This window comes from Thiobacillus denitrificans DSM 12475 (genome assembly GCF_000376425.1).
Lineage (GTDB): Bacteria > Pseudomonadota > Gammaproteobacteria > Burkholderiales > Thiobacillaceae > Thiobacillus > Thiobacillus denitrificans.
This window is the reverse complement of the sequence record NZ_AQWL01000011.1, coordinates 84,522-91,321: the sequence shown is the minus strand read 5'-3', so window position 1 is coordinate 91,321 and position 6,800 is coordinate 84,522. Positions and strand designations below refer to the sequence as shown.

At 58.9% G+C, this 6,800-nt stretch carries 7 protein-coding genes; 1 reads left to right on the top strand and 6 read right to left on the bottom strand.

Annotation, left to right across the window (positions count from 1 at the left end):
- The coding region (locus tag B059_RS0115240; RefSeq protein WP_018078937.1) for a site-specific integrase at positions 1-191 on the top strand (191 nt) is incomplete at its 5' end.
- A 327-nt stretch (positions 192-518) separates the two neighbouring features.
- On the opposite strand, the gene B059_RS0115235 is transcribed toward B059_RS0115240, so the two are convergent.
- From B059_RS0115235 to radC, 6 genes are all read right to left on the bottom strand, one after another.
- Positions 519-1,241 carry a hypothetical protein gene (locus B059_RS0115235; protein WP_018079116.1) on the bottom strand — a complete coding sequence of 241 codons (723 nt, stop codon included), beginning with the start codon at positions 1,239-1,241 and terminating at the stop codon, positions 519-521.
- A gap of 167 nt (positions 1,242-1,408) precedes the next feature.
- Entirely contained in the window at positions 1,409-2,074 is a 666-nt protein-coding gene (locus B059_RS0115230; RefSeq protein ID WP_018079115.1) for a hypothetical protein, read from the bottom strand.
- Between the two features lie 645 nt (positions 2,075-2,719).
- A complete protein-coding gene (locus tag B059_RS0115225) occupies positions 2,720-3,064 on the bottom strand; it encodes a hypothetical protein (protein ID WP_026177575.1) in 345 nt (114 codons plus the stop codon).
- A gap of 233 nt (positions 3,065-3,297) precedes the next feature.
- The gene (locus B059_RS0115220; protein ID WP_018079113.1) at positions 3,298-3,603 is read right to left on the bottom strand and encodes a DUF736 domain-containing protein; all 306 of its coding nucleotides are present in this window, start codon (positions 3,601-3,603) and stop codon (positions 3,298-3,300) included.
- Positions 3,604-4,448: 845 nt separating this feature from the next.
- Positions 4,449-5,276, bottom strand: coding sequence for a DUF932 domain-containing protein (locus B059_RS0115210; RefSeq protein ID WP_018079111.1), 828 nt, complete (start codon positions 5,274-5,276; stop codon positions 4,449-4,451).
- 570 nt (positions 5,277-5,846) lie between these two features.
- Positions 5,847-6,353, bottom strand: coding sequence for a RadC family protein (gene radC / locus B059_RS0115205; RefSeq protein ID WP_018079110.1), 507 nt, complete (start codon positions 6,351-6,353; stop codon positions 5,847-5,849).
- Between the last annotated feature and the right edge of the window lie 447 nt (positions 6,354-6,800).

The window sequence follows — 6,800 nt, the reverse complement described above, 5'->3', positions numbered from 1 at the left end:
TGCAGGCCGGCGTCGATATCAGCGTAATCGCGCTCTGGCTCGGGCATGAAAGCCCGCTAACAACCCACCACTACGTCGAGGCCGACCTGACCATGAAGGACCGTGCCTTGGCACGCCTTCAAGCGCCAGAGGTCAAGGTGCAGCGCTATCGTGCACCCGACTCGCTGATCGACTTCCTAAAGACCCTGTGATTATGTGAAGGACGGAATTCGCGCCTGCCGCTGCCAATCAGCTATTGGCGTGCGTTCCGACTCGCTACTTTCCATAATCAACGACTTTGCATAATCGGCCTTATGTAAAGTTTTACATAAGGCCGACAACCTGCCTGCCATGGCAGGGGCGTCAACCGTCTCATCCTCGGCCAAATGCGACAACGGCCTTTCGATTGCCCCCGTCTGCTGTAGTCGCAAGACCCGTCGGCCGTGGCTGATCGCCCTACGTCTTCTAATTCAATGCCCTAAGTAGTCATAGCGACGTTCAACGTTAGGCCTCGCATGAGTGGCGACAGGGTGCGCCGATCAAATGACAGACGCAGACAATAGGTCCGTGAGCGTCTTCTGCAAAACATTCATTGTCGCCTTGTCGGAGAAGTTCAACGGAAGTTGCTCGGACTGTCCGAATATTGAGCGTTGGGTCGGGACATAGCGAAACGCATTTGTATCGACATGCTGACCAATACCGACCACTGCAGTAGCCTTGATTCCACTATTTTCTAACCAATCAAGCAGCGCTTGGCGTTCGCCTTTTATTGGATTTGACTCGGCGATATCAGCTAGCACTTTGGCAATATCAGCAGCTTCAATCTCTCCACCAACCGGCAAGTGAATGGCGTAGAAAATATAGTCGGTTTTGTCTTCGTTCTTCAGCGCATAGAGTTGTTCTTTTCCCTTCTCAATGGCGTAACGACCCAACGACGGATCGCCCGCGGTACTAGGGAAGTAAAGTGCATGGTCAGGGAGGTACAGCTTCTCGACAATACAACCTCTTGCGGCGGTGTACGTGCACTCGACGATCATTCCTGTTAGGGCGCCAAGGAAAGCGAGTTGAGAGCTGAACTCCGAAGAGAAATTAGGGTTGGTCATTTGATCGATGAGCGGTTTCAGCTTCGTCTTTCTCTCCTGCCGAGTTGGCTCCTTTTTGAAGAGGCCGCCTTTCAGAAACTCGGTGATCTTCTTGTCGAGCAGCATCTTGGCCGCTTTCTCGGAGGCAATGATGTCGTAAATGTCCTTCAGCAGACTCATGGTTCTCTCCTTATCTATACACACTCTCGGTCGCCGCAAATTGTCAACTTAGCGATAACCGAACCGGCTGGAGCCGGAGGGGTGCTTGCGAGGCCAAACGATTATGGTAAGGGGCGCGCTGCTTGCGGTGCGTCCCAGCGATCAAAGGGAGCGCCTTGACCGCAATATTAGGCGTCAGCAAGCAAATCAGCAGCACTATTGACGTGACCCGCCTGAATTAGATGGAACAGACCCCGTTCGATATCGACTACGCGAAATGCCGGCAGATATGTTGATCGAATATAGTCCAACCGGTCGCACCACGCTTCATAGGCGGCTGAGTTGGCCGCAGATACGGGAATGCTTGTCTTGGAGCGGCGCACAGCGGCCAAGACAGTGGTGGCCCGAACCCCGTGGATCTTCATGATCTGTTGATCAAGCGTGGCGGAGCGTGTTGGATCGAGGAACATGCGAACCTTACTGACAAAGGAGACTCCGGAGAACTGAGGTAGCCTAAGGCTCGCGATGGCGTGGAGCGCTGGTCGTGGCGTGCCACTGAGAAGCTGGGAAGCCGCCTGAAGCTGAGGCTGACTTATCTGCGTGCGAAAGCGGTCAACCCGAACGGAAGCAAGTCCCCCCATTTGGGCGAAGCCCCAATACAGCACGTTCGAAAGGCCATCCTTGGTCAGAGAAGGGGCGCCCGAGATTAGATCGCTCCGAATACGCGACTCCACCTGCGGCATCGTGAGACCGACCACAGGAATATTTGCGACGTAGTCGAAGTAGGCAGACGGAAAGGCGTAGCCAGCGATCGCAGTGCTGAGTTGGTGGACCTGAGATGTAGAGAGTGGCATGGCTGGTCTTCTGACGCCTATCCGTACAATACAACTTTTGCTTGACCATCGAAGCTTGCAGAAGACCATGATCTATACGCATGTGTCTCAGGCAACGATATCAGTGACAAGTCCATTTGATGAACTCTAGCAGGGATTACCGGAGGCGGGGCATACTCGTCTTTCGGTTGCCGCTCCGCCATATCGAATGACGGATTCAGGACGTCATACTGACATTCGGCGTTACTGACACTTGAACGGCCGGTTAGATGAGGCGGATTTAACCAATCCGTTGCGTCGATCGGTTGAATCCGCCAGGGCGGACCGGCCGCTCAATAGCGCCGGTGTAACTTTTCACGACCGTCTCTTCGTCCTAAAAATGCCCAACACCAAACTGGCCCGTTGCCAGCCAGTTGTCTTTACGGGTCAGGCCCAGAACCAGTATTGCCGCTCTTCGCATATTTACTCCCTATACAGGTTACTCAAGGCAATCGACCGACGATCTCCGTGCGAGTAAAACCAAAGCCAGGATGCCCGAACCAAGAAGAATGAACTGTGTAGCACAAGCTTGTGCGTTTACTGTGGCTGATGGCCGGACGGTCGCGGCGATCCCCTTGGCGGCCTCACTTCCTGGCCGATAAACGACTGTCAAATGACGCTGCCGACCTAGCGGGTTCGGGCGCCTTTCACAAACTCGAGCGAGGTCTGAAACAGCTCGAGATCCTTCTCGTACTCAGCCGCATCGGCGCGGTCGATTTGTACCCATTCCCTGGTGCTAGCCATGCCGCCGGGCTGAAACGGGACGACGTCGCCCCTTGAGAACTGCAGTTCGGTCGCGGTGGCGGCGGGCAGGCGCAGTCCGATGCCGCCACCGCTGATGCAGGCGAACATCTTGTCGCTGACGAAGTAGGCATCAAGGCCGCTGATTTTTCTTGCACTGACGCCAGGGAGCTTGAGAAGCAGAGCATCGATCAATGCCTTGCGACTGGATTCGGGTGTATCAGTATTCAAGGAAGGTCCGCCGGGGTTGTCATGAACAGAGTCATTGAATCATAAAGACAAGGTCCATGTGGTTAATCCTGGAAGTTAGAGTGCGCTCCAGTCAGGCGCATGCATGCAATCGTTCCGGCTTGCACCGTTTGCATATCGAGATCGGAAGATCACCACCTTGACGGCGGCTGCCTGTGAATCAAAGCCTTCGCAGAAAACGCCCCGCCGCATAGGCGGGGCGCCGAGGGCGATGATCAATCGCCCTTGCTGCGCGACCAGATCAGGTTGTGCACGCCATCCTCGCCCTCGACCAGACGGGCGTAGATGGTCGCCGGGAACGACGGATCATCCAGGGTTGCCGACAGGTAAGGCCGTTCCGCCTTGCTGACTTTCTTCCACGCCGCGCCGATCTCGAAGTTGCCGGCGACGATGCGGTAGTTGGGAGCGTTCTCGCTCTCCCCGGTGTTCGGGACGAATTTGACCTTGACGTTGAGCGTCAGGGTACGAACCGTGCCGATGAAGCTGTCGTTCTGTGCGGTGAAGGTGCCAATGTTTGCCATTATGAATCTCCTTTTGGTGGTGCAAGGTCGCGCCCATCGCGGCCTTGTCGGTGATCCGATGGGTGAGGGTCGGGCGGGCTGCATCGCGCAGCGGCCGCAACAGCGTGGAGGACCGGGAGGAACAAGAAATTTGTTTCGCGAGGAAGGCACGTAGTGCCGGGGAAATTTGTTGGGCCGGACGGTTGCAGCCATGAAGCCCGAGGCGTAGCCGCTGCCTCGCCAGGATTCACGACAAGCCAAGGCCGCCGTTGGGTGCGACTCCATCCGAAAGGCATCATGGCTCTTGCATCTCCGCACAGAAGCGTCTCCGGTACGCACCCCATCGCAGTCAGGGTCAGTCCGAATCACCCGGGATGAACGCCCCCTTGTGCATTGACGCAGGTTTGATCGTTCGTAGCGTGGCTGCGGAAGGGCAGGGTGGACGGCCTGTCGTGAGCTGCCATCGTTCATGGCGACCTGTCCGCCAGCATTGGGGGCAGCGTGCTACTGCACAACCGGCGCAGCAAAGTTTGTCATACTCGCCGCCCAGCCTTCGGCTGGGCTCGCATTGGAGGAAGGATAGGTCGTTGGCTGTTAAAACGCGCGCGGCACACTTGCCGCGCGCGACGCGCCAAAAATAGTCCCTGCGGGCAACTTGACGGGCTGCCCGCTTATCTGTCCGAATCAGCGACCGGGGCAACTTCTTCCTGTGCTTCCGGCTCCACCGCGCGCAGCATCAACGGCAGCCAGTTCGTGCCCACCGCCAGCCGTTCCGCTTCGCTGGTCAGCGCTTTCTTCTTGGGCTTGGACCGACGTGTTGCGTACTCTGGCGCTGGCAAATGAGGGGGGCAAAGCCCCCTCGCATGTCAGTTCTTGAGCCGCTTCATCTCTTCGGCCAGTATCCACAGCGCCCGGTTGACCTTGACGTTCTGGTCTATGCCCTGGATGGCGCGGGTGCGGTTCCTGCGTCCATTGGCCGTGCGTGCGGTCAGTCCACCCTGCACCAGATTCTCCTGCACGAGGTTGAACGTGCTCCACAGGTCGGGCCGGTCGTCATCCCGGCGTCGAGGCCGCAGCAGTTGTGTTTCCGTGATGGGCGCAGGCTTGATTGGGTCATCGTATTTCAGCGACAGCGCGGCGCGAGCAAATGCCTCTGATTCGCCATGCTTGAGCGTGATGGCGGCCATATCTTCCCGACGTTCCCGCACCAGATCGAACCCGTCCAGCACATCGTAGGCGCCTTCGATCACCTGGCCGATCACATCGCCCTTGTGCGGGATGCGCAGGTCGGCCACGGTGTCGCCGCACACCAGCCCATTGCTGCAAACGAAACGGAACATTCCCGCCAGCATCTGATAGCTGCTGGTGCCGTCGTGCGAGTTCAGCAAAATGATTTCGTTGGCCTCTGCGTCGTTGATCTGCGCTGCGTGGCGCAATCGCAGCATGTGCTTGGTGTGTTCGCGCTTGCCGCTATCGCGCACACGCGTCTGGCATACCATGAATGGCTGGAAGCCTTCCTTGCGCAGGGCACCCAATACCTCGCCGGTCGGGATATAGGTATAGCGGTCGGATCGGCTCTGGTGCTTTTCCTCCGCGAAGATGGAAGGGGCCACGCTGCGAATCTGATCATCCGATAACGGATGGTCGGCGCGTAAGAAGGGCGTAGCGTTGGCGAAACGGGAACTGAGTTGCATGGTATTTCTCCTGTGGTTATAAGCTGTGGTTTCAAAGCTGACCGGATTCCAAGATTCGGAGCCCGGTGTTGGCTTCGGTGGATTCGGCGCAGTGACCTGGGCTGGTCGCCGTTGCCGCCGTCTTTCCTGAGTTCATCGCCCGCGAACAACCGGGCCGGCGAGGGGCTGGCGGTCAAGGAAGAAAGCGCAGGGGGTGCGGCCCGCAGCCGCAGGCGAGGACACGGCCCTGCGCGCCTTGACGGACAGGCACCGCTGGCTACGGTCGCGGGATCAGTGATGAAGGAGAGGGAAAGACGGATGACCGGCCTGCGACCAGATGAGCGACGTACCCACGCCGCGCGGCGAGCGCTGCTGCGTGCCGCAGGCACGCCTGCTGAAAATGAACACTGCGCGTAGCGCGCAATCGACACCGAGTGCTGGCCGATCAGGCGCCGCCTGTTCGGCGGTCTTGTGGGGCGCCAAGCCTGCGCGGCGGGGTGGGCGTCAGCCGCCCCCTGGAGGCAAGCGTAGCGCGCACCGTCTTCACGAAATCAGGGACACAGCAAAAAAAGGGGGCGATGCCCCCTCGGGCTACAACAGCCCGCGTTCGGCAAAACTCAGGATGGCGCTACCGGCGACGATCAGGTGATCCAGTACCCGCACGTCCACCAGCGCCAGCGCCGATTTCAGCGTCTGCGTCAGCAGCTCGTCGGCGCGCGAGGGTTCCGCCACGCCAGACGGATGGTTATGCACCAGCAGCAGCGCAGCGCTGTTCCTGGCCAACGCCTCCTTGACCACCTCGCGTGGATACACCGATGTCTGGCTCACCGTGCCGCGAAACATCTCGACGTAGTCGATGACCCGGTTCTGTGCGTCCAGATGGATGACGGCGAACACCTCGTGCTCCAGCGCCCCCAGCTTGACCCGTAGAAAGTCGCGCACCACCTGCGGCGAGGTCAGCGCTTCGCAGCCGCGCATCTGTCTTGCGAGAACACGCCGCGCAGCCTGCAACACCTCGTCGGCATTGGCCGGACGGTAGTCGCCCGCGACATCGCGAACGAGAAGGGAAGAATCGATAGAAAGAGAAAGTTGCATCATGATCGTGCTCCAGTCCGAATCGGGCGGAATTGCCCGGAACCGGCGCAACACGACGCAGCGCAGCAGTCAGGGGTCGCAGACGGCCGCATGGACGCAAGCAATCAACCAAAGGGCAGGGCGCGCAGCCCTTGACGGCGAGAACGGCGTGGTACGTTGAAGGGAACAGCAAGGCCGCCTCTCCCACACACTCCGCTACCCACATGGCAAGCGAAGCGCGCAGGCCCGGAGGGCCGGAGGCGTCAGGGATCAAAGCCGTATGGTCGCGACTCGGCACGAGGCGGGGCAACGCCCGTAAGTCCGACGGTGGTACCCCGAACGCCCACCCGCCTGGATTGACCGACAAAGCGTTAGAAGATCTGCGCACAAAAAAATATCCCGGCTTATTGAGCCGGTAAGGGAGATACCATGTACTTGGGTGCCTGATGATGTTTTCATGGGCAATGGCGG

Excerpts from the sequence above, each read along its gene's own strand:
- B059_RS0115220 (WP_018079113.1), bottom strand. The coding sequence starts at position 3,603 with ATGGCAAACATTGGCACCTTCACCGCACAGAACGACAGCTTCATCGGC.
- B059_RS0115230 (WP_018079115.1), bottom strand. The coding sequence starts at position 2,074 with ATGCCACTCTCTACATCTCAGGTCCACCAACTCAGCACTGCGATCGCT.
- B059_RS0115210 (WP_018079111.1), bottom strand. The coding sequence starts at position 5,276 with ATGCAACTCAGTTCCCGTTTCGCCAACGCTACGCCCTTCTTACGCGCC.
- radC (WP_018079110.1), bottom strand. The coding sequence starts at position 6,353 with ATGATGCAACTTTCTCTTTCTATCGATTCTTCCCTTCTCGTTCGCGAT.
- B059_RS0115235 (WP_018079116.1), bottom strand. The coding sequence starts at position 1,241 with ATGAGTCTGCTGAAGGACATTTACGACATCATTGCCTCCGAGAAAGCG.